General features: G+C 68.5%; 20 protein-coding genes and 8 pseudogenes. 13 read left to right on the top strand and 15 right to left on the bottom strand.

Features of this window, described 5'->3' with window-relative positions; all coding sequences use genetic code 11:
* Positions 1–86 precede the first annotated feature (86 nt).
* Complete coding sequence (locus tag KI385_RS41955) at positions 87–803, bottom strand: DUF6333 family protein (protein ID WP_238577245.1); 717 nt, start codon at positions 801–803, stop codon at positions 87–89.
* Between the two features lie 255 nt (positions 804–1,058).
* Between KI385_RS41955 and KI385_RS41950 the strand changes: the two are divergent.
* A pseudogene (locus tag KI385_RS41950) lies at positions 1,059–1,522 on the top strand (transposase); the annotation flags it as partial.
* Positions 1,523–1,620: 98 nt separating this feature from the next.
* Here KI385_RS41950 and KI385_RS41945 read toward each other — a convergent pair.
* Positions 1,621–2,441 (bottom strand): annotated as a pseudogene (locus tag KI385_RS41945) (SPDY domain-containing protein).
* A 702-nt stretch (positions 2,442–3,143) separates the two neighbouring features.
* On the opposite strand from KI385_RS41945, the gene KI385_RS41940 reads away from it, so the two are divergent.
* From KI385_RS41940 to KI385_RS41930, 3 genes are all read left to right on the top strand, one after another.
* Entirely contained in the window at positions 3,144–4,562 is a 1,419-nt protein-coding gene (locus KI385_RS41940) for a cellulase family glycosylhydrolase (RefSeq protein ID WP_238577244.1), read from the top strand.
* A gap of 231 nt (positions 4,563–4,793) precedes the next feature.
* Positions 4,794–5,081 (top strand): transposase, encoded by a 288-nt coding sequence (locus KI385_RS41935; protein WP_238577243.1) that lies wholly within the window; start codon positions 4,794–4,796, stop codon positions 5,079–5,081.
* A gap of 2 nt (positions 5,082–5,083) precedes the next feature.
* Entirely contained in the window at positions 5,084–6,034 is a 951-nt protein-coding gene (locus KI385_RS41930) for an IS3 family transposase (RefSeq protein ID WP_238577242.1), read from the top strand.
* A 212-nt stretch (positions 6,035–6,246) separates the two neighbouring features.
* Here the strand turns inward: KI385_RS41930 and KI385_RS41925 are convergent, their stop codons facing one another.
* Positions 6,247–7,167 carry a GNAT family N-acetyltransferase gene (locus tag KI385_RS41925; RefSeq protein ID WP_238577241.1) on the bottom strand — a complete coding sequence of 307 codons (921 nt, stop codon included), beginning with the start codon at positions 7,165–7,167 and terminating at the stop codon, positions 6,247–6,249.
* 591 nt (positions 7,168–7,758) lie between these two features.
* Here KI385_RS41925 and KI385_RS41920 point away from each other — a divergent pair.
* A pseudogene (locus KI385_RS41920) lies at positions 7,759–8,423 on the top strand (helix-turn-helix domain-containing protein); the annotation flags it as partial.
* A pseudogene (locus tag KI385_RS41915) lies at positions 8,408–8,665 on the top strand (IS5/IS1182 family transposase); the annotation flags it as partial. The pseudogenes KI385_RS41920 and KI385_RS41915, both read left to right, overlap by 16 nt.
* A 29-nt stretch (positions 8,666–8,694) precedes the next feature.
* On the opposite strand, the gene KI385_RS41910 reads toward KI385_RS41915, so the two are convergent.
* From KI385_RS41910 to KI385_RS41890, 5 genes and pseudogenes are all read right to left on the bottom strand, one after another.
* The gene (locus KI385_RS41910) at positions 8,695–9,492 is read right to left on the bottom strand and encodes a PIG-L deacetylase family protein (RefSeq protein ID WP_238577240.1); all 798 of its coding nucleotides are present in this window, start codon (positions 9,490–9,492) and stop codon (positions 8,695–8,697) included.
* 66 nt (positions 9,493–9,558) lie between these two features.
* Positions 9,559–10,149: a GNAT family N-acetyltransferase gene (locus KI385_RS41905; RefSeq protein WP_238577239.1), complete on the bottom strand. Its 591-nt coding sequence runs from the start codon at positions 10,147–10,149 to the stop codon at positions 9,559–9,561.
* A gap of 167 nt (positions 10,150–10,316) precedes the next feature.
* Positions 10,317–11,320: pseudogene (locus tag KI385_RS41900) on the bottom strand (IS5 family transposase).
* Positions 11,321–11,915: 595 nt separating this feature from the next.
* Positions 11,916–12,272 carry a hypothetical protein gene (locus KI385_RS41895; protein ID WP_238577238.1) on the bottom strand — a complete coding sequence of 119 codons (357 nt, stop codon included), beginning with the start codon at positions 12,270–12,272 and terminating at the stop codon, positions 11,916–11,918.
* A gap of 32 nt (positions 12,273–12,304) precedes the next feature.
* A complete protein-coding gene (locus KI385_RS41890; protein ID WP_238577237.1) occupies positions 12,305–13,690 on the bottom strand; it encodes a M14 family zinc carboxypeptidase in 1,386 nt (461 codons plus the stop codon).
* Positions 13,691–14,331: 641 nt separating this feature from the next.
* On the opposite strand from KI385_RS41890, the pseudogene KI385_RS41885 reads away from it, so the two are divergent.
* The 3 genes and pseudogenes from KI385_RS41885 to KI385_RS41875 form a co-directional block, all read left to right on the top strand.
* Positions 14,332–14,763: pseudogene (locus KI385_RS41885) on the top strand (IS5 family transposase); the annotation flags it as partial.
* Between the two features lie 658 nt (positions 14,764–15,421).
* Positions 15,422–16,093 carry an RNA polymerase sigma factor gene (locus KI385_RS41880; protein WP_238577236.1) on the top strand — a complete coding sequence of 224 codons (672 nt, stop codon included), beginning with the start codon at positions 15,422–15,424 and terminating at the stop codon, positions 16,091–16,093.
* Positions 16,090–16,320, top strand: a complete 231-nt coding sequence (locus tag KI385_RS41875) for an anti-sigma factor family protein (RefSeq protein WP_238577235.1) — start codon at positions 16,090–16,092, stop codon at positions 16,318–16,320. Before KI385_RS41880 ends, KI385_RS41875 begins: the two co-directional genes overlap by 4 nt.
* Before the next feature lie 15 nt (positions 16,321–16,335).
* Here KI385_RS41875 and KI385_RS41870 read toward each other — a convergent pair.
* Positions 16,336–16,547, bottom strand: a pseudogene (locus KI385_RS41870) (hypothetical protein); the annotation flags it as partial.
* 411 nt (positions 16,548–16,958) lie between these two features.
* On the opposite strand from KI385_RS41870, the gene KI385_RS41865 reads away from it, so the two are divergent.
* The 4 genes from KI385_RS41865 to KI385_RS41850 are packed head-to-tail and all read left to right on the top strand — an operon-like array spanning position 16,959 to position 18,677.
* Positions 16,959–17,357 carry a hypothetical protein gene (locus KI385_RS41865; RefSeq protein WP_238577234.1) on the top strand — a complete coding sequence of 133 codons (399 nt, stop codon included), beginning with the start codon at positions 16,959–16,961 and terminating at the stop codon, positions 17,355–17,357.
* A 26-nt stretch (positions 17,358–17,383) separates the two neighbouring features.
* Positions 17,384–17,521: a hypothetical protein gene (locus KI385_RS41860; protein ID WP_238577233.1), complete on the top strand. Its 138-nt coding sequence runs from the start codon at positions 17,384–17,386 to the stop codon at positions 17,519–17,521.
* Positions 17,518–17,868: a hypothetical protein gene (locus KI385_RS41855; protein ID WP_238577232.1), complete on the top strand. Its 351-nt coding sequence runs from the start codon at positions 17,518–17,520 to the stop codon at positions 17,866–17,868. The genes KI385_RS41860 and KI385_RS41855 overlap by 4 nt, the downstream gene beginning before the upstream one ends.
* A complete protein-coding gene (locus KI385_RS41850) occupies positions 17,865–18,677 on the top strand; it encodes a DUF1440 domain-containing protein (protein ID WP_238577231.1) in 813 nt (270 codons plus the stop codon). Before KI385_RS41855 ends, KI385_RS41850 begins: the two co-directional genes overlap by 4 nt.
* On the opposite strand, the gene KI385_RS41845 is transcribed toward KI385_RS41850, so the two are convergent.
* The 6 genes and pseudogenes from KI385_RS41845 to KI385_RS41820 form a co-directional block, all read right to left on the bottom strand.
* Positions 18,569–19,075, bottom strand: coding sequence for a DM13 domain-containing protein (locus KI385_RS41845; RefSeq protein WP_238577230.1), 507 nt, complete (start codon positions 19,073–19,075; stop codon positions 18,569–18,571). The two genes, KI385_RS41850 and KI385_RS41845, sit on opposite strands and share 109 nt — an antisense overlap.
* A 313-nt stretch (positions 19,076–19,388) precedes the next feature.
* Positions 19,389–20,333, bottom strand: a complete 945-nt coding sequence (locus KI385_RS41840; protein ID WP_238577229.1) for a hypothetical protein — start codon at positions 20,331–20,333, stop codon at positions 19,389–19,391.
* A 24-nt stretch (positions 20,334–20,357) separates the two neighbouring features.
* Positions 20,358–20,944: pseudogene (locus KI385_RS41835) on the bottom strand (flavodoxin family protein).
* Between the two features lie 107 nt (positions 20,945–21,051).
* A complete protein-coding gene (locus KI385_RS41830; RefSeq protein ID WP_238577228.1) occupies positions 21,052–22,263 on the bottom strand; it encodes a cytochrome P450 in 1,212 nt (403 codons plus the stop codon).
* A gap of 12 nt (positions 22,264–22,275) precedes the next feature.
* Positions 22,276–23,667, bottom strand: coding sequence for an NAD(P)/FAD-dependent oxidoreductase (locus tag KI385_RS41825; protein ID WP_238577227.1), 1,392 nt, complete (start codon positions 23,665–23,667; stop codon positions 22,276–22,278).
* A complete protein-coding gene (locus KI385_RS41820) occupies positions 23,664–23,891 on the bottom strand; it encodes a ferredoxin (RefSeq protein WP_238578060.1) in 228 nt (75 codons plus the stop codon). The genes KI385_RS41825 and KI385_RS41820 overlap by 4 nt, the downstream gene beginning before the upstream one ends.
* Positions 23,892–24,021 lie beyond the last annotated feature (130 nt).

The following is a 24,021-nucleotide window of genomic DNA, read 5'->3' as shown; positions in this document are numbered from 1 at the left end:
ACTGCACACAGGAAAACAAGAGTTAATGGAGTGTCGACATTGCGATCCTCGGCCCCTCCAGACAGTGGCCGCCGCTTCCTTGCGCCTTAGATGAAGTACAGGCCCTCCATCGAGGAGACGGACAGATCGCTGTGTTGTACGCGGAAGGCGGTGGTCTGCATCTCCTCCCATCCCCAGGGGCTGGAGTGACCCAGTGCCAGGCCGGCCAGGGAGGCCCATTCGATCTCGTGGAGGGGCTGGTCCATGTCGATGTCGGCGGCGGTGAGCATCCAACTGCTCAGGCCGAGGGAGGCGATGACGGCGTGGGGGGCGCCCAGGACGACGAACGGTTCGTCGTCGGGCCAGCCGGAGGCGTGGAACATGGCGCCGTCGGGGAGCATCACGACGGTTTCGGTGTGCTCCATTCCGCCGTAGTAGGTGACGTGGCCCACGATCCGCGCTGCGGGGAAGCGCTCCCGCATCCGTTGGGATTCGGCCAACAGCGGGTTTCCGTTGCCGTCGTCGGCGAAGACAGGGGTGGAGATGGCCCGCATGCCGCCCCACACGGCGGCATGAACGATGTCCAGATCGGAACGCACCGACGAGGGCAGCGGCGTCTGCACGGAGCGCGGCCCGAGATCCTCCAGGACCTCCTCGATGCCGTCGAACAACTCGACGAACAGGCGGGCCTGATCGGAGTCGTTGGCCGGGAGGCTGCGGGCGTCGATGTTGAACGGCGGCTGAGCCACGGTGAGATGACACAGGCCCATCGAGCCGCGAACTACCCGGTCCGGGGCAGAAGTCCAGTACTTGGTATCGGTCATGCGGGCCACCGTAGCGGCCGGCGGTGACATCCCTCCCCCGGGACTGCACGCATCAGTTGCGGAAGCCTGCGGCGGCAGTGGGGGCGGCCCCTGCATCAGCGCCTCGGGCGGCACCGGCAGCCGGCGGCGGCAGACGCGTCGGGTGAGGATGCGGGGCTCGCGCGGCGCGATCCGGGAACGGTACGGGCCCTGCTGTGCGCGCACGTGGGCGATCTCCTTCCACGCCGCCAGGCGCTCCGCCCACATCATGCGGCCGACCGCAAGCAGGTCGCCTGCCTCGGCGGGCACACCAGCAGAACCTGGAGCGACCGGCTCTCCCAGCAAGGACTGCCGGTGATCCGGGTGCAGTTCTCCGTGACCGACTGCCGTCCCTGCCCCGCCCGGACCGAATGCATCAACTCGCCCACCGCCCAGCGGCGCGAATTGCGCTTGCGACAGCACGACGAACACCACGCCCTCCGAGCGGCCAGGGCCGAGCAGCAGACCGATGAGTGGAAGGACCGTTACAAGGTCCGCGCCGGAGTCGAGGGCACCATTTTCCAGGGCGTCCAACGCTGTGACCTGTGCAGATCCCGCTACAGGGCCTCGCCAAGACCAGCCTCCAGCATCAGCTGACCGGCGCTGCCATCAACCTCGCCCGCATCGACGCCCACCTCACCGACATACCCCGGGCCCGCACCCGCACCAGCCACTTCGCACGACCTCGCCCCGCCGGATAGACCCGGCGGGGCGAAGCAACAGAGCCCGAATCAACCAACAGCGTCCCCTGAATCGGGGAGGCCGGGCTTCGTGCGTCGTATGGGGGCGGACCCGGCGCTCAGCCGGCCGGGGCGCGCAGGAGCCGGTCCTTGGTGCTCTCGGGCAGCACTCGACGCAGGACCGGCGCGGTGGAGCTGAGAGAGTTGGCGAACACGGCGACCAGGTCGTACGGCACGCTGGCGCCGAAGGACGCGGCCCACAGGCACGGTGCACCAAGCACCGGCTCGGCCCATGCCTGCCCCCCGCCCGGACCCGCCTCGTCTGCCTCGGCCACCAGGGCGCGCAGGTCAGCGTCCTGAATGGGGGCGGCACCTCGCCCAGGCTGTCGTGCGAGGTGAAGGTCGGGTCCATCGCCCCCGCGCCGGGCTGGTCGATGGCGCGGAGCCAACCGTGCACGGTGACGGCGACGAGGACCAACTCGGCCCCGCCGAGCGGCACGGTGGGCTGATCGTGGGCGTCGAGCACGACGAGGAAGTCGACGAGGACCTCCCCGGGGACGTCGGGTGTGAAATAGGCGGACCACTGGGCGAGCGGGCTGCTCGTGTCCGCGCGGGCGGAGACCTGCCAGGCGATCGGCAGCTCCCCCAGGTGGAACGGCTCGTCCGGCAGGACCCATTGGGCCCGGCGGAGGGTGTCGGGGCTGATGTGGAGGACAGTGTTGCGCAGGACCTGTCGGTCCTCCGGCGCATCGTCCGGCTCCTGTCGTCCGCGGACGATCGTCAGGCTCGTCCAGCCGAGGCCGGCGAGCGTGCCGGCGACGGCGTCGTAGAGGCGTCCGTCGTCCCCTGCCAGGTGCCGGGGACCGACCCCGGACGCGGCCTGGGCGCTGGTCGGGGTGGACGGGTCGAGCGGGAAGTCGGGGTGCAGGGGCGCCTCCAAGGGGCTGGTGCGGATCTACGTGCCACCGGCGGTGCGGCGGGGTCGGCGCGGGGGCGTCTGGACCGCAATACCCGGGGGAAGTTCGGTGCACCGGGAACCTTTTCCGGACAAATCAGGGTGCGGGCCGTTGCGGCGTCGCGGGGAGGGCACCGCAACGGCCCGCGACCTCGCTCAGCCTCCGGTCCAGCAAAGCGGGACCGATGGCAGCGTGTGCGACCTGAGCATCATGTTGAGCTGCAGGTCACTTGGTTCGCCCCGCATTAACGACACCCCGACCTCAGCGACAGTCGGAGCCGGACCAAGCCGTCACGCACCGAACCCGGAGTGATCGAGCCCGGCTTGCGGCGTCGGTGAGACGAACGCGTATTGGTCAGGACTCGTTGCAGGAGTTCTGGCGGGTGTCCGGTCAGGAGCGCGAGTCGTTCGAGGCGGGGTTTGCCGAACCAGTTCGGCGAGCCGGTGAGGAAGCCGTGCAGGTAGCTGGGTTTGAGGTGGTTGGCGCGGGCCGGGCGCCGCGAAGAGCCCGAGGAAACCCCCAGCGAAGGCCTCGAGGAAACCCCCGGCGATGACGCCGGGGAAGCCCTTGAAGAAGGAAGCCCCGCCAACTCCCGTGAAGCCCTGGGAACTTGACCCACCCGCCAGTAGCATCCGCCCGGCCAGTAGCACGCCGCCCAAGCAGCCATCCTCGAAAGGGTCTCCTGCATGCGCTTGACCTCCCGCGTCGCCCCCGCCGCCCTCGCCGTGGCCGCCCTCCTGCTCGGCGTTCTCCCCGCGCAGGCCCAGGCCCACCCCGACCGCTTCCCCGACCGGGTCACGGTCGGTGACCGCACCTTCATCGCCGACGGCCAAGGCCGCGCGCTCCAGTGGCGCGGCTTCAACCTCGCCGACAAGAACAGCCGAGGCACCAACGCGTTCGCCGACATCCACGAGAGCGACCTCAAAGACATGGCCGCCCGGGGCTTCAACCTCGCGCGCCTCGCGTTCTTCTGGGACGACCTCGAACCCACCCCCGGGCACTACGACCGCGGCTACCTCACCAAGATGCGCCGCATCCTCGACTGGGCCAACCGCTACCACATCAAGGTCATCCTCGACGCCCACCAGGACGTATACGGCCCCCACTTCGGCTCCCGCGGCGTCCCCGACTGGGCCACCCGCGACGAGGGGTTGCCGTTCTCGCCGATACCCGACGACTGGTTCTCCGAGTACTTCGAGCCATCCGTACAGACCGCCTTTGACCACCTGTACAAGGACGCCGACCTCCGCGCCGCGCACGCTCGCATGTGGATGACGGTCGCCTCCGCCCTGGGCAGGCACCCGGCGCTGCTCGGCTACGACCTGATGAATGAGCCGTTCGCGAAGTTCCTCGAAGGCGAAGACCTCCCCACCGCCGCGGCCCGCTTCGAGGCCACCGAGCTCACCGAGCTGTGGAACCGCCTTGCCCAGGCGATCCGCCTGGTCGACCACAGGTCGTGGGTATTCGTCGAACCAACCGTCATCGTCGGTGTCGGCGTCCCAACCCAGATGGGCCACATCGACGACCCGCACGCCGGCTACGCGCCGCACTTCTACGAGTCCGCGATGGAAACCGGCGCCGACTACGACCCCAACGGCACCTTCATCCCCGCCTACGAGGCCGCGATCAGCGACTACCCGACCCGTAACCGCATGCCGGTGATCGTGGGCGAGTGGGGCGGCAACCCCTACGTTCCGCACGCAAGCCAGTTCGTCACCGACATGACGGCCTCCCTGGACCGCTTCTCCAGTGGCTGGACGTGGTGGCAGTGGTGCCGGGGCGGCGGCTACTGCTTCCTCGACCAGACGGGCGCCGCGAAGCCCAACGCCCAGCTGCTCGTCCAGCCGTACGCGCGGGCCGTCGCGGGCGACCCGCTCAAGTTCGCGTACGACCCGGCCACACGCACCTACACGCTCACCTTCCGCACCCGCGACAACGCAGAGGGGCCCACCCGGATCACCGTGCCCAGGGACACGTACCCAGGCGGCTACCGCGTCGACATCCAAGGCAGCAAGGCCAGTTGGGACGACCACGGCCAGACCGTCACCGTGAGCACCCACGGCAGGGCCGGAGCCACTTACAGGGTCACGATCAGCCCGAGGTAACCCACCCGATTCGCTCGGGGGCTGCGGCCCGCGGCCCCCGCATCAACTGAAGAAACGCCTTCTCCGCATCTCTGCGGGCAAGCACCTGCCTCCGGAGCCGGTGACACCACCTCCCCCAAGCCATGCGATCGACGTTCACCTCACACGACTAGGTTCGCTGGCAAGGAAGCCCGAACAACTGTCCCTCCCCTCGTAGCGTGAAGACCGTGACTGCAGGGGAAGTTGGGAGTCATGGCGGAGAAGCGACGGAAGTTCGAGCCGGAGTTCCGTGAGGGGGCGGTACGGATCGTGACGGAGACCGGGAAATCGATCGGCGAGGTCGCGATGGATCTGGGGATCAACGAGACGACGCTGGCCACGTGGGTGTCCCGGGCCCGCCGGGCCGGGAGCACGTCGGCTGGCGGGAGTGACGAGCTGGAGCGGCTGCGGCGGGAGAACGCCCAGCTGAAGCGGGACAACAAGGAACTGGTCATGGAGCGTGATGTCCTCAAACGCTGCATGGTCCTGTGGGTGAAGTAGCCGTGGCGGACCCGGCCCAAGTGGTCGGGGTTATCGGCGACTTCAGGACCGAGCACGGCATTTCGCACCGCGTCTCGTGCCGAGCTTTGGGCGTAAGCGAGTCGTGGTTCTACAAGCACCGCACCCGCAAACCCACCCGGCGGGAAGTACGCCGTCGGCACCTGGCCGAGGCGGTGACCGAGGAGTTCGCTGCCTCCGGCGGCACCTATGGCTCGCCGAAGATCTGGATCCAGCTGGTGCGGCAGGGCTGGCGCATCTCGGTGAACACCATTGCGAAGCTCATGGCCGAGCTCGGCCTGGTCGCCCGCAAGGTGCGTCACCGGCGCGGGCTGACCCGGCCCGGGAAACGGCTGGCTGCCCCGGACTTCGTGCGCCGCGACTTCACCACCGAGGACCCCGACCTCGTGTGGTGCGGCGACATGACGGAGACCGAAACCGGCGAGGGGAAGCTGTATCTGGCCACGGTCATCGACTTGTTCTCCCGTCGCCTGCTCGGTTACGCGATGGGCCGGCGGCACGACGCCGACCTGGTGGTCGCCGCGCTGAATATGGCCGCGGCCACCCGCGGCGGCGATGTCCGCGGGGTGATCTTTCACAGCGATCGCGGGAGCGAGTACGCCTCACGGAGGTTCCGCCGGGCCTGCCGCAAGCTGGGCGTCTTCCAGTCCATGGGCCGCGTTGGATCTTGCTTCGACAACGCCGTCAGCGAGGCGTTCAACAGCATCCTCAAGGTCGAATACGTCCACCGGCATACCTTCGCCACCCGCACCGAGGCCCGGATCCGGATCGCGACCTGGATCACCGACTTCTACAACACACGACGGCTACACAGCGTGTGCAGTTTCAAGAGCCCGATCGACTGCGAACACGACCTACTGGGCCGCCCTCAGCGAGGGGCTGGCTGCATAGAAAGGTCTCCACGATTCAAGGGGATTGACATTCTGTCTCAGTGAACTTGGTCGTGCTGGGTGACCGCACTGGGGGCGCTGGGTGGCCGTACCGGCGGCGGCGGATCTTGCGGTGTCCACGTACGTTGAGCTGTCGTACGTGGACACCGCACGCGAAGGACGGCGGTGTACGGGAGTGCGTGACGGCCCGCTTCGTTCACCATCGCGCCTTTGGTGCATTACTGCCCGGGCGGCGGCTCCGGGCACGCTGTCTCCGGCTACGAGCCGTCGGGCGGTCGGACGAAGTCGATGCGCTCCTCGCTGACCGGGTAACCCGCTGTCGCGAAATGCGCCGCCATCGGGAAGTTCCCCTGGTCGGTGGCGGCCGCGATACGCGTCGCGCCCCGCGCCACCAGGTCTTGTGTGCACTCGACCAGTAGGTCGTAGGCGTAGCCGTGGCCGCGCTGCTCGGGGAGGACGCCGATGAAGCCGATGCAGGGGCCTGACGGGTTGCGGGCGGGGACGTGGAAGCCCGCCATTTCGCCGGCCGGGGTGTAGGCCACGCGCCACCAGTCCCGTGGGGAAGGCATCCAGGTGAGGATGTTAAGGAGTTCCTCGACGGCGCCGTCCCTGCCGTACTCCGCGATGTCGTGCAGGTCATGGGCGTCCAAGGAGCCTTCCTGGATACGGCGCACCACGCTCCGGATGACGTTGTCGTCCGGCTCCGGCCGGTACTCCAGGCGTCCGGTGCGCTCGGGGAGCGGGCAGTCGGAGGTCCAGGTGTAGCGGTAGCGCTCGACCAGCTTCCGGAGTCCGGCCGCCTCGGCTGCGGACATCCGAGCCTCGGCTGCGGCCCGCACATCTGCCTTCTCGCGCCAGCCCGGCGGCAGCAGCAGGCTGTACTCGGCGTGAAAAGGTGCGGCGCGCAGCAGTTGGACAGCGGCCTCGGCGTCGGTGAAGTCGAACCAATCGAGGGCGATGGGTCTTTCGTCCCCGGGCTTGGCCCACCAGGCCGCGCGGGCGACAACGATGCCGTCGCGCAGAGCGACCCAGGTCCATTCGGGCCGGTACTGGCCGCCGTCGGCAATCATGCCGTAGGTGTCGCCGAGGACGGCGCGGCCGACGATGCCCGGGTCGGGCAGGGAGACGAAGAGGGGAGTCTCGCCCGCGGTGAGCGGACGGATGACCAGTTCAGTCATGGGTGAAGCGATCCTTCGGGAGAGTGACGCGCTCCCGGATCAGACCTGGGACGCCCGGTGGACGGGGCGGGAGCGCAAAGCTGTCGTGGTGGGCATCGCTCTCGCCTCCTTCTCTGTGATCACGGGCGTGCGCTTACCCTAGGCGCGGTCGCTCGCAGACGTCCAGGCATTATCCGCGCACGACTCACGGCGTCGGGTGAAAGCTCACCGCCGCCCCGTAACCCGCCCCACACGGCGCGCCCTTCACCCGGCACGACCGGCTGACGGAACCACCCAACACAGAACAGAACGAGATGCAGGCTTGAGCTCACCAGTACACACCTCACCGCTACCGGAAAACTCAAGGACCCCGGGCCCCACCCGCAGAATCCGTCTCAACCAATCCAGTCCACGCTGGTCACGGACTCCTGGCCGACTATCTCCACTGAGACAGGACAACTGAGATCCGCCGCCAATGAAGTGCAGGATCCCCAACTCGTCAGCAGTAAATGCGGTTCGCCAGTGCTCTGACCGCATAGGTTCGCCGGGTTGGCGGTGGCACGGTCCGGACCGGTTGGATGTGGGCAGGCATCCGAGGTTCGGGGAGGCATGGTGGCAGAGCCGGTCAGGGTTCGGAGACCGACGGACCAGGAAGGTCAGCAGTTACAGCGGATCGTGCGGCGGGGCAGCACGAACACGGTGCGCTACCGGCAGGCGAGGATGCTGCCGGCCTCGGCCGGCGGCAACCGGGTACCGGTGATCGCCCAGCTGGTCCAGGCCGACGAGGACACCGTGCGGGACGTGATCCACCGGTTCAACGAGATCGGCCTGGCCTGCCTGGACCCTCGATGGGCGGGAGGCCGTCCCCGCCTGCTCAGTCCTGATGACGAGGACTTCGTCGTCCAGACGGCCACCACTCGACCGGCCAAGCTCGGTCAGCCCTTCACCCGCTGGTCCATCCGCAAACTCACCGCCTACCTACGCCGCATCCACGGCCAGGTGATCCGGATCGGCCGCGAAGCCTGCGCTGCCTGCTAGCCCGACGGGGCGTCACCTTCCAGCGGACCAAGACGTGGAAGGAGTCCACCGATCCGGAGCGGGACGCCAAGCTCGACCGGATCGAGCACGTCCTGGAGCACTTCCCCGCTCGCACGTTCGCGTTCGACGAGTTCGGGCCGCTGGGCATCCGTCCCACTGGCGGCAACTGCTGGGCCCAGCACGGCCGGCCCGACCGGCTGCCGGCGACCTACCACCGCACCCACGGCGTCACCTACTACGCCAGATTCCGCACAGCATCCCGGAGAAGAAGGACCAGATCCGCCACCGCCTGGCCCGCGGCTCCGCCGGTGGTCGTCCACCCGGCTTTGACCGCACCGCGTACAAACGCAGGAACGAAGGCGAGCGAACGATCAACCGGCTCAAAAACTTCCGGGCCGTCGCCACCCGCTACGACAAACGGGTCTATGTCTTCCATGGCACCGTCACTGTCGCAGCGATCCGATTGTGGCTTCGGGTGTGATCCGTCCGCGCCTGGGGAGGCGAGTTGAGCTAAGAGGCTGGCTGGAAGATGTCGGCGGTCACCTGGGAAGTGGGCGCAGCAGCAGCCTCGACGAACCACTCCCGGCCGAGCAGCAACCCGAAGACAGGGGACGGGAGTCTGACCAGTGCCCTGAAGACCGGGGAGCTCCGGCCGGGTCCGGTTAGCTGGGAGCGGTGGGCGGCAAGGGCCGCTTGCTTTTGTGCGGCAAACCGTCGCACATCAACCGTGTGCGTGATGGCTTCGCGCGGGCTGTACACGATGCGAAGCACCTCGGGGTCGTAGCGGAAGGGGAGCCTCAGCAGACGTACCAACCTCACCAGGCGGCTGACGACTTCGCGCGGCATCGTCGCTTCCAGCACCCGGGGCACGCCGGCCAGTTCGGCGGCACGCTTGCCCACACGATGCGCCTTGACGTGGTCGCGGTGGCCGTAACCGCCGTTGGCGTCGTGGATGAGTAGCACGTCTGCATTCTCCTCGCGCAGGATCGCCGCGAGTCGTTCGGCGGCCTCCTCCGTTTCCGCCCTCACGAAGCGCGCCCGGTCCGGCGGATCCGGGTAGAGGTCCTTGCCGTGGCCGCTGTTGGCGTACCCCAGGTGCGCGACACGGGCCACGCCGAGCACGGTCGCACTCGTCCTCAGTTCCACCAGACGCGGCGCCTCGCCGTCCTTGGGGACGGCATCCATCAGGCCGTCAGTGGCGACCACTATCACCGTGCGATGGCCGTGGGCGGCGGCGAGCGCAAGCGTGCCCCCGGTATGCAATACCTCGTCGTCGGGGTGCGCGGGGAAAGCCACAATGGTTGCCATGGGTACATCCTGAACCACTCGCCATCCGTCAGAGGCCTCACCCACAGATGATTCGCCGGACAGGCCCTAAAGGTCGCCCTGGATGAGGGCGTGCAGGTGCTGGTCGTGCCATCCGTCTGCGTGCAACAGCGCGCTGCGCATGGTGCCTTCGAGGGAGTATCCGGCCTTGGCTGCTACTCGGCAGGATGCCGGGTTGGCCACCGAGTGGCACAGCCGCAGGCGATGCAAGCCGACGTCCTCCAGGGCCCACTGGCTGACGCGTTTCACAGCCTCGACCACAACACCGCCACCGCGTGCTGCGGGCAGGATCCAGTAGACGATTTCGGCGCTGCCGTCCTTGAGGTCGATATCGCCCCACCCAATGAGGCCCATGGCCTCGCCGCCGCCCGGTCGTGCGATGGCCCAGAGTGCGCTCAGCTCGGCCTGCCAGCGCCCGTGCATGCGCTCGATCCTCTTGCGCGCGTCTCCCAGTGACTCCACAAGCAGAAGGTTCCATTGGCGAATTGCCGGATCCTGGCTGGCGGCCACCAAGACGTCGGCGTCGCTGAGGTGCCAGGGACGCAGTTCCAGGCCACTGGGAAGGTTGAGCACTGGCTGTGGGTTCCGGTCCATCTGGCCTGCGGGAACGACAGGAGATATGGGCGAGTTGGAGATCACCGCGGCATCGTGCCACAGCCTTCAGGCACGCGAAATCCGTTATCCAGTGCCGCGACCGCATCGGTGGATCACGTCCCGCACGACATCCTCGCCGGCCCGCACCAGCCAGGACCATCAACCGGGCGAACCTATGCGGTCACAGCACTAGGGCCTGTGTGATGTTGTGATCAACCAGTTGGCTTCAGGAGGTCGTTGATCCAGATCATCGAGGCGCGGAGGTGGAGGCCAGCGAGGTAGCTCTCGGGCGTCTTGTCGTATCGAGTCGCGATGCCCCGCCAGGCCTTCAGCTTGTTGATCAGGCGCTCGACGGTATTCCGTTCCTTGTAGAGATCGGCGTTGTGGCGTGTGGGCCGGCCGCCCCGGCTACCTTTCTTCTTCCGGTTGGCGGCTTGGTCCTTCTTCTCCGGGATGACTGCCTTGATGTTACGTTTCCGCAGATAGGAGCGGTTGGCGCGGGATGAGTAGGCTTTGTCCGCGGCGACAGCGGCAGGCCGGGTCCGGGGACGGCCGACAGGCAGACGGACCCTCACCTTTTGCAGCACGGGGACGAACTGGGGGCTGTCGGCGACCTGTCCTGCGGTCAGGACGAGTGACAACGGACGGCACTTGCAGTCTGCGGCAAGATGAATCTTGCTCGTCAGCCCACCACGGGATCTGCCGAGCTGGGCTTCCTTCAAGCGGAGCTTGCGCCGTCGCCTGATGCGCCGCCGCTCTTCCTGCTCGGGGTCGTCATTGCCGTCCTGCCCGTTCTGTTCTGGCCGGCGGCCCCCTTTTGCCGGGCCCGCTCCTGCTCGGCGGCGGCTTCCTCAAGGGCGTCCATGACCTCCTTGCCGATGCGCATCCCGGCGGCGTCGTGGTGGGCGCGGGCGGCAGTGGAGTCCACACTGACCAGGGACAAGTCCGCCTTCCCCTGGCGGGCGGCCTCGGCGATCACGCCTTCCAGCAGTGCGGTGAAGACACCGGCGTCCCTCCACACCCGAAAGCGGCCGTAGACCGTCGGCCACGGGCCGAACTCATGCGGCATCTCCCGCCACTGACTGCTGGTGCGGAACCGCCAGATCACCCCCTCGAACTGCTCCCGCAGCCGCCCGGGGTACGGGCCGTACTCGCCTATCGGCAGGAACGGCTCGATCAACTTCCACTGCTCGTCGGTGAGTTGGCTACGCGTCACGACCGTCTTCCTACCGGATCCGCCTTCCGGGCGGATCCGGATCGCAAGATTGATCACGACATCACACAGGCCCTAGCAGTGGATTGACAAATCCGCGACTTCCTCAGCAACAGTTACGGTCGGTAGTGGCATGTCGTGGCCTCTTCTGGTCCTCGTCCATCTTTGTCACCCCGGGAAACTCCATCACTTCACCCGCCCGTTCGGAGTCGTGTGGTTGAGATGACGCCGGTTCCGGGAGAAGGTCACCACAGGGGACCGAGCGAGGAACATGACATGACCGATGACATCCAGGAAGTAGGGAATCCAGCCGACCTCCCCTTCGCAGACGTGGTGCGGACACGATGAGGTTCAGCCCGCGCCACAGCACGCAGGCGGAGAATGACCCCGATCCTTAATGTTGTGGCCCTTGCTGGACCGGTCAACGTGGTGCTGACGGGGCGTGGTTGAGAGCCCACAGCTGCCTCTGGAAGCCCCAGCTTGCTGCGCCCACTCGTCGACGTGAGTACGTCTGATCACCCATAACTCAGCGGCGTCCAGCCAGAGTTGTCATCCCGTACCGACCACAGACCGATCACGCCTCATCCTGTCGTCAGGATCAGCGGCACCGGTTCGCCCGGCTGTCACGCGGACGGTACGGCGGCGAGCGCATCGGCGAGGGCCGCGCCGTGCAGGAATGCGGACCCGTGACCACCGAGGGCACGCGCGGTGACATCGCCCAGGTCACCAGGACCAGGGGGGTGCGCCCCAGGGCGGTGCGGACGTCTCCGGCCAGCGGGATGCGGGGCAGGGCAGACAGCGGGCGTACGGTGAAGCCGGCCAGGAGCAGGGTGAGCAGCGTGTGGGCTCCGGTCAGCGCCGCGTAGGGATTGCCGGGCAGGCCCACGATCCAGCGGTGGTCGGGGAGTTGGGCGAGCAGTTGCGGATGTCCGGGGCGGACTGCGACCGCGGCCACCACCCACCGGGCACCGAACCAGTGCGGGCTCGTCAGCGACCCCGGGCCGCTGTCCGGTACGGCGCCACGGCCTGCTTCGCCGCGTAGATGAGCGCGGGCTTCAGCTTCGGCCAGAAGTAGCTGTCCTGGCACGAGAACGCCGGGGTGAACCCGGAACAGCCGCGTCCGTCACTGTCGCCTATCTCGATGGTGAGACTGGCCAGTCCCAGCTTGTCGTACGTCCAGTCGTCGGTGCCGCCGGACGCGTCGTAGAGGATCTCGCCGGCCTGCCCGGACTGGTAACCGGTGAGCGAACCGAGCTTTCCGGCGAGTGCGCGCAGCGCGGCGTCGTTGCCGGTGTGGATGGTGTGGTCGGCCTCCCAGGGAAGCAGGACCATGCTCGCATCGCTGTGCAGGCTGATCATCAGGCCCTTGGCAGTGGCCGGCGCCGGGTCGCCGTCGCCGGTTCCGGTGCGCACGGCCGGGTACAGCTGGCGGAACAGGCCCTCCAGCGCGGTGTTCTCCGGTTCGGAGTCGGCGGCGGGGCCGAGGTAGGTCTCGCTGCACGGCTCGGTGGAGGTGCCCGCGCCGCCCCAGTGGGTGCCCGCGTTGCGGTTGAGGTCCACGCCGGTCTGGCCGTTCACGCCGCAACCGCCGCCTTGGGAGTCATCGGCGTTCTTGCGCTGGAGGATGGGGTTGTCGCCGCCCTGAGCGACGATGTCGACGCCGTCCGGGTTGGCGATCGGGACGACCCACATCTCGGTGGAGTCCATCAGCGCGGTGATGTCGGGGTCCTTGCCGTAGTCGTTGGTGAGGTTGTCGATCCAGCGCCAGGAGACCTCGCCCGTGGTGAGCTCCCGTGCGTGGATCTGACTCATCAGGAAGAACCGCGGCTTGACCGAGTTGGGGTCGAGCCGGCAGTCGCCCTGCTTCATCTTGGTGATGCAGACGGCCTTGAGATCGCGACCGCCGCGCCCGTTCTGCTTGAGCCAGGACTGCCCGTAGGTGACGGCCTTGGCCATGTCCGGGTGTTGGGCGGCGACTTGGTCGAGGTGGGCGTAGTGCGCGTCAACGGTGTGGTAACCGCCGTCGTAGGTGTCATCGACGCCACCGGTCGAGCGGGGCGTGCGCGGCTGGTGGGGAAGCGGCTTCTGCATCGTCTCGACGGCTGAGGGGGCGAAGCCGAGCCGGCGCAGCCCGTTCGCCGTCGACGGGTCGCCCATGACGAACAGGTCGTCGCCCTGGCGCCGCTCGATCAGGTCGTATCCGGAGGAGATCAGCTTCTGCACGTCCCGCCGGTCGTGCGTGGGGACGCGGTAGACGACCACGGTGCGCTCGCCGGACGCGTCGGTTCTTTGCGGCGCCCGGGCGAGGGCTGACGGGGACATCGGGGACAGGGCCGTGAGCGCCAGGACCATCGCTGCCGCAGCCGTGGTCACGAGGGTTTTCCGGGGCATGACATGGCCTTCCGTGGGGGGTGGGGGCATCGGCATGCGGGCGGGACGCGGCCTTCGCGCACGCCTCGACCGCGGCGGCTCCCGGAAAGCCGGACCTTTCGGCGCTCCGGGCGCCTTGGCTGATGCCATTGGCCAATCGGAGGCATGATGCCCTGCACATGCGCTATCGAGAAGGGGAATTCCCGGACATCCTTGGGGCCGAAGTCGCCAGACCTGTCCGGGAGTTCGGCAGCGGCGAGACGCGATGCGGGGATGCGCGCGATGCGGCGCCGGCCCCGCGCCCCGGGCATCGGTAAGGGCACAGCCGTCCGCTCACACGGGTTCGCCCGCGTCGAACGACCGCCCGTTGTCCGGCGGGCCGTTCACTCCCCCGGCCGGGGTCCGCCCTGGTCCGCCCGCATGGCGTCGATGCCCTCGTGGGATCGCCGTCACGCCGCTGGCCGGCAACTGTCCACCGACCCGTTCTTCATCGACAAGGTCCGCGACGTCGTCGGCTGGCATCGCCATCCGGCAGATCGATCGCCCAGGTGACCTCGTCCCCAGCCCCAGGACGTTCGCGATGAGGCTCAGCGCCTGTCCGACGGGGCAGGTGGCGGGCCCGTCGGCGAATCGTTCCGTTCAGCGTGGGGCGCGGCGACCTTACGGAAGTGGAGTGGGTTCGGCTGGAGCCGTACCTACCAAAGAACGTGGGACGAGGCGGGCGCTGGAAGGATCACCGCTCAAGCATCAACGGCATTCTCTTCCGCCAGCGGACTGGCATCCCGTGGCGAGACCTGCCCACACGGTTCGGGAAGTGGAAGACGGTGCATCACCGCCGGCGGCGTTGGTCGGCGGACGGCACGTGGGATCGGGTCCTTCAGGCTGTCCGGGCTGACGCCGATGCGGAGGGGCGGATCGACTGGAGTGTTGTGAGCGTGGATTCAACGGCGTGCCGTGCCCACCAGCACGCCGCCGGGACCCGCCACCGGTCGGCATGGGTACGTGGACGCCGCAGGCGGGCACTCCAGCATCGGCCTGACGAGGCGGTGGGCCGCTCACACAGCGGCCCTACCACATGGAGCCCTCCGGACTCGGAAACCCGGTACCGCACCCCGCGGCGGCCTCCTGAGGCGCAGCGGGCATTCGCGCCATGCTGCATCGTCCGCCGCCGGGAATCTTTCCGGGGCCGGGCGTAGCGTGAAATGGCGGATTCAAAATCTGAACCAGAGTAGTGCGCTGCGGCGACCTGTCCTGATCACGGACCTCAGTGGGCCGCCCGAACCGGGCGCGCTTACATGATCATACTGAGCGTGCCGGTAAAGGCATAGAGGGGGCCCGACGCCGATGACGCTTTGCGCACGGGCGGTTCCATTGAGAAGGGAGGGTCCGGAGCCTGGACGCCGACGAGGATGCCGGCACCAGCATCGTCTTTGTCCAAAACACTCCACGGATCCGTGCCCTGGCTGCCGCGGTTCGCGGTTCGCGGTTCGCGGTTCGCGGTTCGCGGTTCGCGGTTCGCGGTTCGCGGTTCGCGGTTCGCGGTTCGCGGTTCGCGGTTCGCGGTTCGCGGGTGAGGCTCATCAGCTTGCGGCGAGACTGACAGACCCGCTGCCGCCTGGTCTCCATGGCCGTGAATGTCCTGACCGGGACATGAACGAACGCACCGTTGTACGATCGCACGCACTGAGCTGGCCTAGGCTGACGCTCCCAGTTGACGGCCGCAAGGAGGGACGAATGGCGGGCGCACGCGAACTGCCCCCGGACGAGGTCCTGGTTCAGCGGCTCCGTGACGGTGACGAGGAGACGTTCGCCCTGGTGCTGGACGCCTGGTCGGGCAGCATGCTCAGGCTGGCCATGTCGTTCGTGTCGACCAAGGACTCCGCGGAGGAGACCGTCCAGGACACATGGCTGGCGGTCATCAAGGGGATCAGCGGCTTCGAAGGCCGTTCATCCTTGAAGACTTGGGTGTACCGGATCCTGGTCAACACCGCCAAGGCGCGCGGCACAAAGGAGAGCAGGACCGTTCCCTTCGCCAGCCTGCTGCCGGAGGAGGAAGGGCCGACGGTGGACGCCTCACGGTTCCGCGCCCCCGGCGAGCAATACGCCGGACACTGGGCCGTCGGGCAGGAACCGCGTCCCTGGCACATTCCCGAGGACCACGTGCTGCGCGGCGAAGTCCGCGAGGTGATCGCGGAGGCGATCGACGAGCTCCCACCACGCCTCCGCACCGTGATCACCCTTCGCGATGTCGCAGGGTACGGCTCGGAGGAAGTGTGCTCCCTGCTGGAGATCTCGCCTGGAAACCAACGCGTCCTTCTCCATCGGGCCAGGGCCTTGTTGCGCCGCAAGTTGGAGGAGTACTTGCCCGGTGCCCATGACGTCGCAGGCAGGAGGGGACGAGCGTGAACTGCAATGACTTCGTGGAGCTGGTGACCGATTTCCTCGAGGGCGCCTTGCCCGAAGAGGACGAGCGGCGCTTCATCGAGCACCTGTCGGAATGCTCCGGGTGCGAGCGTTACCTCGATCAATTCCGTCAGACAATCGCCACAACGGGCGAACTGACCTCGGACGGCATCTCACCGGACGCCAAGCAGCAGCTGCTCACCGCTTTCCGGGACTGGCAGCGGCAGTGAGCCTTTCCCCACCTCGGCTTGCTCACCGAGCGCCCGGATCCCCGCGCGGGAGACGTTGACAGCTTGCCGCCTCCGGACAGCTTCTCCCGGCGGCCGCGATAGAGCACGCATATGGTGCCGCCGGCTCCCTGTGGCCGGTCGGCGGCAATCCGGTCGACGGGCAGCAATGTGCCGTCGAGGATGGCGCACGCCCTCTGGGCTCCTGCGCGGACAGCAGCGATCTTGGTCGACAACCTGGCCCTCTCAGGTGACGGAAGCCCACATTCAGCCTCAGGCCGAAGGCAGCGGAAGCGATACCCGTCGCCCCGGCCCGAATTCCCCGGCCTCGTCGTCACTGACGACCGCGAACGCCCCGCTGGACTCCAGGCAGCGTGGCGCCGCCCATTCTGGGCGATGCGGGTCGCGACAAGCGGCCGTGTTCGGGCTGACAGCCTGTCAGCGGGCGGCCCGGCAGTCGGGATCCACGCCGTGTGCGGACGACCCTCATCCTCGCCGTCGCGCCTTCGCCCGGGGAACTTGTCACGCTCGTGTGGCGCGCCCGCTCTGAACGTCTGACAGTGGGCGCTCAAGCCCCCGATCTCGCATGGCTTTCGCCCTCGTCCCCCTGGGCGGAGGCCATGCGACTACCGGAGACATCCATGACTCTGCTCAGACGACTCTTGTTCGGCATCATCGCCGGACTGCCCGGTGGCGCGATCGTGGCGGTCGTGACGAAACCGCCGTGGATCCCATGGGCCGCGCACACGGTGGTGCTGGGAGCCGTGCTCGGCCTCCTCTTCGGCGAACACCGGCAGAGCAACTGCTCGGCCTTCTCCCTCGGCCTGCTCATCGGCCTGCTCGACTGGGTGACCTGGACACTCACCCTCGCTCCCGTGCTGGAGGGGAAGACGCCGTCATGGACGATCGCGGTGGCCGTGTCGCGCTTCCCCGAGCTCGTCGGCGCCGCCCTGTTCGGCGCGATCGCCGGGCTCGCCTGCCACGCCCTTTCGACCTGGCGCCCGCCTCGCCCGGCGCCCCAGCGGGCCAAACCCACGTAGTGATAGTCGGTGGTGGTTTCGGCGGGGTGGGGGCCGCCCGCGAACTGGACCGACGGGTCGCCCGTGGGCTCGACGCCCATGTGACGCTGATCAGCGACTCGAACTTCCTGCTGTTCACCCCGCTGCTGGTCGGCGTCGCGTCGAGAACGGTGGAGGCCCGTTGACGCTGCTGCCGCTTCTGCTGGGAAAGCCGGCCGCCTGGGACCTGGCAACGGCGCAGACGCTGATCCCCAGCCTGCTCGGCCACCTGGCCTACGGAGCGGTTACGGTCGCCGTCCTCGCCCTGTTGTCACGCAGGGAGCGCCAGATCGGGCCCGGTCTCCTGGTGCGCGCGTCGGCCGCCGGGCTGTTCACCGCCGCGGTGCTCGGGCTCGGCCGGCACGGGCTGATCGTCGGGGCGCTGGTCGGCGCCTCCTACGCGGTGATCTTCGGCGACCCCGCGAGGGTGGCGGCCCTGCCCAGATTCGCGGCGCCTCCTTCGGCTTCGCGTGGTGGGTGCTCGCGGCGGTGACGATCTCGCCGCTGCTGGGCTGCCACGGGCTGGAGTGGGCGCCGGTCGCGGTGCGCACCGCCGTGGCGTCGCTGCCCGGCTATGTGTTGCTCGGTGCCGGTACGGCCCTGCTCACCTGCTGGCTGGGCGGCCTGTCGCGGGCGGTGTTCTCCGATGATGTACGGCACGCCCTGGAGGGACGCCTCGCCGGTGGGCGGGTGATCTCGATCTGGCACGGCGTCATCGCCGGGCTGGCCGGCGGCGTGATCTTCACCGGTGTCATGGTCGCCGTAAGTCTCCTGCCGCTCGTCGCCACCCTGGTCGGCTCCGAGTCCGCGGTGGTGGGCCTCGCCATCCACTTGTTGGTCTCCCAGGTCGTCGGCGTCACCTACGCGGTCTTCTTCCGCCGTCGCAGCTTCGACCCGGCCTCGGGGATCGGCTGGGGCGTGTCCTACGGCTTCCTCTGGTGGATCCTGGGCAACCTGACGCTGCTTCCCGTGCTGCTCGGCGCGGCGCCCCGCTGGAGCGCCGCAGCCCTGGCCGTGTCCTTCCCCTCCCTCGTCGGCCACCTCGCCTACGGCGCCGTACTCGGCCTGGTGTACCAGCGGTTGGAGGCGCGGGTCAGTCCGTGGCACCTGTCCCGCAGCGGACGGGATCCGGAAAGCCGTGGAGCGGGTGGCGATGCCACCCGCTCCACGGCTTTCCCCGCGACCCGGTTCCGTCAGACGCGCGGCTTCAGCTCGGCAGCACCGAACGACACGCTGAAGCGCTCACACCAGATCGTCACCGTGGAGAACCTGTTCAGGTCGGTGCCTGCCGGGATCGCGTAGTTCTGGTTGCCCTTGTTCCCCTTGAGGTCGCCGAGGTCGACGTGCTTGCCGTCGTCGAGGTTGCTGCCGCCCTCCTCCTTGACCGGCTGGTCGCTGAGCCACACGTGCAGGGCCGGGCCGTCGGAGGTGCGCAGGTTCGTCAGGCGCAGCGTCGCCTTCCCGTCTGCGAGCTGCTGGATCTCCACTGAGCCGTTGGTCTCGTGCTCGTGGGAGATGAACGCACCGGTCGCCAACTGCTTGGCCGCGGAACCCTGCTGGCCGGCGGCCGCGGGAGGCGCCTCATCCACGCGGACCGTGGTGAACGCCCGCCAGGGCTGGAAGAGGTAGAGCCCGACGGCTGCCGCGACGACGACCACCGCGGTGGTGATCCAGAGGACGGGGCGCTTGGTTCGGCACATGAGGATTTCCGTTTCTGTTTGGTGTTCACACCGGACCGGTGGCCGGGCGTGGGCGCCGAGGCAGTGTCGGCGGTGGCCTCGACGTCGTGGCCACATCGCATTCAGAGACGGAAAGAGCGGCGAACGTTACACGTGAACGCCCGCCGCTCTTCATCGCGTCCTGAACTTCACTTACCGCGAGCTTCAGTTGACGGCGCCATAGGTTCTCCGGGTGGTGACGCCGATGCCCCGCCCGTCGTCGTAGCTCAACCCGGCGAAGACGTAGCTGCGGGGGCCGTGCCACCGCCCCTGGACCGCGGTCGGCCGGCGACCGTCAGCAGTTCTGAGCGGGGCGCGGCCGCTCGGGTTCGCCGGAGTGCGTGGCCCTCGCGCGGCGCAGCTCATCGGCCTCGTCGCGGACAGCGTCGAGCCTGACTTCGAGCGTGCCGACACGTTCGCGGTAGCGCTCCAGCTCGGCCCGGACGAATTCGGCGTCCGCCACCTGGCGGGCCGTCTCTTCGCGGATCGCGGCGGTCTCCTCAGCGAACTTCTGCTGCGCGGCGTCGAGCGCGGTGACGGCCATGTCGGCCGCCTCCTCAGCGAGCGTGGCGCGCTCCTCGGCGGCCAGGATGCGCTGCGCAGAGGCGCGGGTGACCGTCTCGATCCGGGCCTCGGCCGCCGCGGAGTCGGTGATGATCGCCAACTCCTCGATGTAGGAGGGCAGATCGGTGGTGAGCTGCTTGATGAGCGCGACGAGGGCGTCGCGTGACTGGGCGGCATGGTCGCTGTCGACCATCGACATGACGGCCATTGCCTCCATGTCACTGTTCACGGCTTCCGCCGGCGCCTGCTCGGCCTGCTCGGCCTGCTCGGACGCATCGGCGACGGGGGCCGGTCCGAGCTCCTGGGGCACCACTTCAGCGCCGGGGACCTGCCCGGACGCCTGGGGCACCGCTTCCGTGGCGGGCGTGTGCCCGGGTGCACCGTGCGCCGTGTCGGCACCGGATGCCTGTCCGGAGGCGGCGGGCCAGCACTGCTGGGCGGCCGGCGCCTGGGCCCCCTTCGCATCCTCCGTGGCCGCCTTCTTGGCCTCGGCTGCCACGCGCTTGTCCTCCTTGCGCTGCTGCCGCTTGGCGCGGAACTTCCTGAACGCGCCGAGCGCGTTGTGCTCGGGGTGCCCGCAATAGCGGGGCGCCGGCCCCTGCGCGTCGGGGGCGGGCAGCTCGGGCGGATGGGTGCAGCCCGGGTAGGCGCAGGTGGGGACAGTCTCGACGGTCATTTCTTTCGGCCTTTCGTTGCTGAGTTAGCGATATTTCGGATTCTCGGAGTCGAACCGACACCCGGCGTCCCACCGCGACCGCTGGTTCCCGTGCACCGGAATGACACCCGCGTCCTTGAGCAGCCGGGCCAGATGCAACAGGTTCCACGTCATGAACGTGGTGCTCCTGTTGGTGAAGTCGTTGGTGGGACCGCCGGGGCCCGGATCGAGAGAGGAGGGACCTGGACCGGCCTCTCCCATCCAGCCCGCGTCCGCCTGCGGCGGGATGGTGTATCCCAAGTGCTGCGGGCTGTACAGGACGTTCATGGCCCTGTGCTTGGCGACCGAGCTGTTGTCACCCAGCCAGATCGGCCGGCCATGACGAGGATGTCTGCGGCCATCACCTGCTGGTAGATCCACGGCCACGCGTCGCGCTTCCAGCCGTGCTCGGTCATGTCCGGCCACACCCCGGTGGCGATCTCATGGTCGATCGGCCGCAGGTGCTCGACCTGAACGCCCTGCTTCTCCATGATCCGCGAGCTGAGGTCGATCAGGCCCTGCGTGTTGCTGCGCTCCGGGCTCTTCTTCAGCGTGCAGTTGAGGAACAGCGCACGCAGGTCGTCATGGCTCATACTGCTCAGTGCGTCCGACCCGCCGAACGTTACAAGCCCAGCAGCCCGCTCGCCGCTCCAGCACCGTCTCCGTCCGAAAATCCCCGGCCCGCTTGGGCGCCTGCCCGTCAGCTCTGCTCGATGTGCAGATGGATGGGACCTCGCAGGATGGGGCTGGGCCGGTACGGCGGCGGGTCGGCGACCAGCCTGGGTCGGTCCAGGCGACGTACCAGCGCGTTCAGCGCGATCTGGGTCTCCAGTCGGGCCAGTGGTCCGCCGAAGCACACATGGATGCCGCTGCCGAACCCCAGGTGCTGGTTGTCCTGCCGGTCGGGGTCGAAGCGGTCGGGATCGTCGAAGCGGTCCGGATCCCGGCTGCCCGAGGCGAGCATGAGCAGGATCCGCGAGCCCTTGGGGATGGTGGTGTCGGCGACGGTGATGTCGCTGTACGCCGCCCGCCACGGAATGATGTGCACGGGGGGCTCGTAGCGGAGCAGTTCCTCGACCAGCCGCACGATCAGGTCCGGTTCGTCGCGCAGCCGCTGCAGCACCTGCGGGTGGCGTAGCAGCGTCAGCATGCCGTTGGTGATGAGGTTGACGGTGGTCTCGTGACCGGCGATGAGCAGCAGGTTGGCGGTGCTGACGATTTCGTCGTCGGTCATCCGCCCGTCGGGCCCGTCATCGTTGGCCAGCCGTGTCAGCAGGTCGTCGCCGGGCCGGCCGTGGCGTTGTTCCAGCAGCCCGCCGAGGTACTGGTGCAGGTTTTTGGTGGCCTGCAGGCCGTTGTCCAGTTTCTCCTTCGGGTCGGTCTTGGGGTCGTAGTCCAGCGAGTTGACGATGGCGTTCACCCACACGTGGAACCGCGGTTCGTCCTCGCGTGGCACACCGAGCAGGTGGCAAATCATGGTGACGGGGAACGGGTAGGCGAAGTCGTCGACGATGTCGATGCGCTCTTTGCCCGCGAAGTCGTCGATCAGGCCGCTGACGATGGCGGTCAGGTCGGATTCCATTCCGGTCACCAGCCCCGGGGTGTGCGGGGGGCCGAAGTGGCGCATCGCCAGGCGCCGCAAGCGGTCGTGCTCGGGCGGGTCGAGGTTGATGAACGACGGAGTGCTACGCGCGGCCTCGGCTCCCGGCCGCGACAGGTTGCGGGCGTCGGAGCTCAGATGCGGGTTGTGCAGGAGGTCCATGAGCTCGCGGTAGGTGCTGACGACGTAGCTGCCGTCCTCCTGCAGAGCCACCGGGGTTTTGCGCAGCTCGGCGTAGAGCGGGTACGGGTCGGCGCGGGCGGAGTAGTCGAGGATCCGGTGCAGGATGTCGGGCGTCTCGGTCGTGGGCATGGAGCTTCCCTCCTACCGGTGCTGCCACGCGGCGGTGACGCGCCGCTCTCCGGGGTCGTGGCCGGTGACGACCACCGTGGCGCCCGCGCTGAGCAGGGTGGGGCCGGGGAAGTCGACGGGCACCGGTTTCGCGTCGGCGGGCTGGTCGGGCGTGGGGCAGGGCGGCGGGAAGGGCGCGGCCGTCTCGATCAGCTGCCGGTAGTGGTCCAGCCACTTCGCGTTGTTGAAGCTGACCGCCGCGGTCACACGGCCCTGGTAGCCGTATGCGGCGACGAAGCGGTGGTCGGACACCGATCCCTGCGTGACGACGACCTCGTCGGCGAAGGTCGGCACACCAACGGACTTGATATTGACGCCGAATTGGATCGACCAGAACACCGGGATGGACAGGTGCGGCCAACGGTCCGCCTGGGCACTGACCATGTTGTGCGCCGCGACCTCCGCCTGCTCCACGGCGTTGGCCCAGTGTTCCAGCGAGATGAGCCGGTACTCATAGATCGGGTTCGGGCAGCGTGCCACGTCTCCGGCGACGAAGATGTCGTCGGTGACCAGGCCGTTGAGGTCGAGGGCGCGGCAACCCGTATCGCAGGCGATTCCCCATACGCCTGCCGCCAGTCCCGAGTCCCGCAGCCAGTCGGTGTTGCGGATGCCGCCGAGCGCCACCACCGCCACGTCGGCGTCGATGGTGCTGCCGTCGGAGAAGTGAGCGCGGCGAAGGCGCCCCTGCGCATCGCCCTCCAGCTGGGTGACCTTGACACCGCAACGCAGGTCGACGCCGTGGGCGCGCTGCATGTCCGCCGCAACCTCACCGATCATGGCGCCGAGCGCCCCGACCAGCGGGGCCGGCGCGAGCTCGGCGACGGTCACCGGGATGTCCCGTTCGCGGCAGATGGAGGCGATCTCGGAGCCGGTGAAGCCCGCGCCGATGACCAGTACGCGGGAGGGCCCGGCGGCGAGGGCTCGCTGCAGGCCGTCGGCGTGCTCACGGGTGCGGACGATGAACACTCCGTCCAGGGCCGCCTCGGTCTCGACAAACCAAGGCCGTGCCCGTACCCCGGTAGAGATCAGCACTCGGTCGAAGGGAACCTCGCGGCCGTCGGCGAGATGCACGTGGTTGGTCGCCAGGTCCAGCCCGTCGGCGGGCACGCCCAGCAGCCACTCCGCGTCGATGTCACGACGTCGCGGCAGCGTGGTGTTCCCGGCCGGTACCCACCCGGTCAGCACCTGCTTGGACAGCGGGGGCCGGTCATAAGGCTCACCCACCTCGTCACCGATCATGGTCAACGACCCGGTGAATCCCTCGTCGCGCAGAGCTTCCGCGGCCCGCAGTCCCGCCAGTGACGCCCCGACGATCACAATGCGGCCGTCGCGCTTGAACGCTTGCAGGGTGTCAGCGCTGCTCATGACGGCGACGCATCCACCGGTGCGTCCCGCTCCTCCGACAGGTCGACCAGAATGGCCTGGAGCGGGCAGGCCGCCGCGGCGCGCAGCACCTGTTCGCGCTGGGCGTCGTCCGGCTTCGGGTTGTACATCAGCGCTTCCTCGCCGTGCATCCGGAAAGCGTCCGGAGCCAGGAACGCGCACTGCGCATACCCCTGACATCGGGAAAGATCAACGACGACTTTCATCCCGAACTCCATTTCAGGGACTGCAAAGCTGCGGGCCCTGAGGCGGCACTATTACGGCACCCGAAGCGCGAGGCACGCCTTAGAGGAAGGGATTCGGCAGTTGCTCACCCCTGCAGTTGGAAGGGGTGCG

Origin of the sequence: Streptomyces inhibens, assembly GCF_022221585.1 — a bacterium.
GTDB classification, from domain to species: domain Bacteria; phylum Actinomycetota; class Actinomycetes; order Streptomycetales; family Streptomycetaceae; genus Streptomyces; species Streptomyces inhibens.
The sequence above is the reverse complement of the archived record's forward strand: the minus strand, read 5'-3'. Positions and strand labels throughout refer to the sequence as shown.